Source organism: Polaromonas sp. P3_C2 (assembly GCF_056402675.1).
Genome location: NZ_JBFUGX010000522.1, coordinates 1 through 2985, shown reverse-complemented (window position 1 = coordinate 2985; position 2985 = coordinate 1). Strand labels below are relative to the sequence as shown.

General features: G+C 61.8%; 3 protein-coding genes. All 3 read left to right on the top strand.

The window, feature by feature from the left end; translation table 11 throughout:
- On the top strand, nt 1-930 hold a 930-nt coding region (locus tag AC1DWI_RS18280; protein WP_477725384.1), incomplete at its 5' end, for a ribonuclease E/G.
- Nucleotides 931-935: 5 nt separating this feature from the next.
- Nucleotides 936-1691, top strand: coding sequence for a polysaccharide deacetylase family protein (locus tag AC1DWI_RS18275; protein ID WP_477725383.1), 756 nt, complete (start codon nt 936-938; stop codon nt 1689-1691).
- On the top strand, nt 1688-2866 hold the full coding sequence (locus AC1DWI_RS18270; protein WP_477669490.1) for a glycosyltransferase family 4 protein: 1179 nt from the start codon (nt 1688-1690) through the stop codon (nt 2864-2866). The genes AC1DWI_RS18275 and AC1DWI_RS18270 overlap by 4 nt, the downstream gene beginning before the upstream one ends.
- Nucleotides 2867-2985 lie beyond the last annotated feature (119 nt).

Below are 2985 nucleotides of genomic sequence, written 5' to 3'. Positions count from 1 at the left end.
GAACTGGCAGAGGACATCACCTACCTGCGCAAGACCTGGGGACGGATCAAGGATGCGTCTGTGCGTTTACCCCCCGCTTCCGTGCTGCACCAGGACCTTAATCTGCTGCAACGCGTGCTGCGCGACCTGGTGGTAGAGGAAACGCAGACCATCCGCATTGATTCACGTGAGCAGTTTGAAAAGCTGAAGGCGTTTGCTGTGGAGTTCATGCCGGCAACCGAACCGAAGCTGCAGCACTACGGCGGCGAACGTCCTATTTTTGACTTGTTCAACATTGACGAGGAAATTGCCAAAGCACTGGGCCGGCGGGTCGATCTCAAGTCAGGCGGTTACCTGATCATCGACCAGACGGAAGCGCTGACAACCGTCGATGTCAATACCGGCGGATTTGTCGGCGCCCGCAACTTCGACGACACGATTTTCAAGACCAACCTGGAGGCATCGCAGGCGATTGCCCGACAGCTGCGCCTGCGCAATCTTGGCGGCATTGTGATCGTTGATTTCATCGACATGATCAAGGAAAACCACCGAGATGCGGTGCTGACCGAATTTCAAAAACAGCTTTCACGAGACCGTATCAAGACCAGTGTCAACGGTTTTTCTGCGCTGGGCCTGCTGGAGATGACGCGCAAGCGCACCCGCGAATCGCTGGCCCATCAGCTTTGTGAGCCCTGCGCCGCTTGCATGGGCAAAGGCGTGGTTAAAACGGCGCGGAGCGTGACCTACGACATCCTGCGCGAAATCCTGCGCGAAGCGCGGCAGTTCAACCCGCGCGAATTCAGGGTGGTGGCTTCGCCCAAGGTGATTGAACTTTTCCTCGACGAAGAAAGCCAGCACCTGGCCAGCCTGAGCGACTTCATCGGTAAACCCATTTCCCTGCAGGCGGAAGCGGCGATGGCTCAGGAACAATACGACATCGTGCTGCTGTGACCTTCATGCCTCTTTCAATGTTCAGCCAGAACCGCCAACCCATTCCCATCCTGGTCTACCACCAGATTGCCGAGGCTCCGCCCAAGGGCAGCAGTCCGTTTCGCGGGCTCTATGTGGCACCCGCGGCTTTCGCGCGGCAAATGGCCTGGCTCAAGCGACTGGGCTACACGGGCGTTTCGATGAGCGGCCTGCTGCCTTACCTGCGCGGCGAGCGTAGCGGCAAGGTGGTTGGCATCACATTTGACGACGGTTACCGCAACAACCTGACCCAAGCCCTGYCGGTGCTGGTGAAGCAGGGCTTTTCGTCGACCTGTTATGCAGTCAGCGGTCTGCTCGGGAAAACCAATATCTGGGACGGGGGCATAGGCATCCCGCAGACCCCGCTGATGGACGAGGCCGAGATCCGCCAATGGGTGGCGGGCGGGCAGGAGATAGGCTCGCACACCCACAGCCATGTCAATCTAATGGAAACCGACGAGCCGGGCTGCCGCGAGGAGATGGTGCTGGGAAAGACCGGGCTGGAGGCCGTCTTGGCCCAGCCGGTCGAGCATTTCTGCTATCCCTACGGCCACTACGAGGCCAGGCACGTCGAGCTGGTTCGGGAGCTGGGGTTTGCCACCGCCACCACCACGCAGCGCAGCCGCTGCCATGCTGGCATGAACCTGCTGCAGCTGCCGCGGGTGCCGGTGCTGCGCTCGACCACCTTGCCGGTGTTCTGGCTCAAGATCGCCACGGCCTACGAGGACCGCCGGAAAAAATGAGCCCGCCTGATTCTTCCTCCAGGAAACTGCGCGTCGCCGTCTTCAACCGAACCTTCTCGCCCACCGGCGGCGGCGCAGAGCGCTATTCCATCGCCCTCGTCGAGCAGCTCTCGGCCCGGCACGAGATGCATGTGTTCGCGCAGGACATCGACCACAAGTGGCCCGGTGTGACTTACCACAAGGTCTCTTCCCCGCTGCGCAAGCCGCGCTGGGTGAATCAGCTGTGGTTTGCCACGGCCACCTGGTGGGCGACACGGCACGGCTTCGACGTGGTGCACTCGCATGAAAACACCTGGCACGGCGAGGTGCAGACGGTGCACGTGATGCCGGTCAAACACAGCCTGTTCCGGGGACGCCGCGGCCTTCGCCGCTTCTTGCGCTGGATCAAGGTCGTGACCAGCCCGCGCCTGCTGGCTTACCTGGCACTGGAGCGCGCGCGCTATATCCCGCGCCCGGGCCGGCAAGTGGTGGTGACGTCCGAAAGCCTGCGGCCCATCATGGCGGCTGCTTACCCGGACAACAGCGCCGCGATTTCAGTGATCACGCCGGGGATCACGCTGCCCAGCTCGATGAACGCTGATCGCAAACGCCAGGCGAGGGCGCTACTGGGGTTGCCGGCAGAGGGCACCTGCCTGCTGTTTGTGGGCAACGATTACCGCAAGAAGGGCCTGGAGGCCTTGCTGCAAGCCATGACGCGGCTGCCAGCCGATGTGGTGCTGGCGGTGGTGGGTAACCCTGCGCATATTGCCGAATTCCGCGCACTTGCCGGAACACTCAAACTCGGTGCACGGGTGTTTTTCCTGGGTGCGCTCAAGGACGTCAGCCCGGCCTACGAGGCCGCCGATATCCTGGTGCACCCCACCTTCGAGGACACTTTTGCGATGGTGGTGCTGGAGGCCATGGCCCACGGCCTGCCGGTGGTGGTCAGCGGGCCGAATTACTGCGGTATTTCCGGCCTGCTGAGCCAGGGTGTGAATGCCTTGATGCTGGACGATCCCCGGGATGCGGGTGAACTGACGCGGGCGTTGGGCGATTTGCTTGCCCAGGCGACGTTGCGGGAAACGCTGGCGGACGGCGCCGTGGCCTTTGCCGCACACTACCAGTGGCGTGAAATCGCGCTGCAGCAGGAGGCGCTGTACCTTTCAGCTGTGGCGGCAAAGATCGCGGGTTCCTGAAGCCGTCAGGTGGGTCAAGCCACCAGTTTGAAATGCTTGCGGCTGAAATCCAGCCCGGTCAGCGTTTCCACCTGCCGCATGAAGTGGTATTTGTTTTCCTTGGGCGTGGGCTTGTAGGC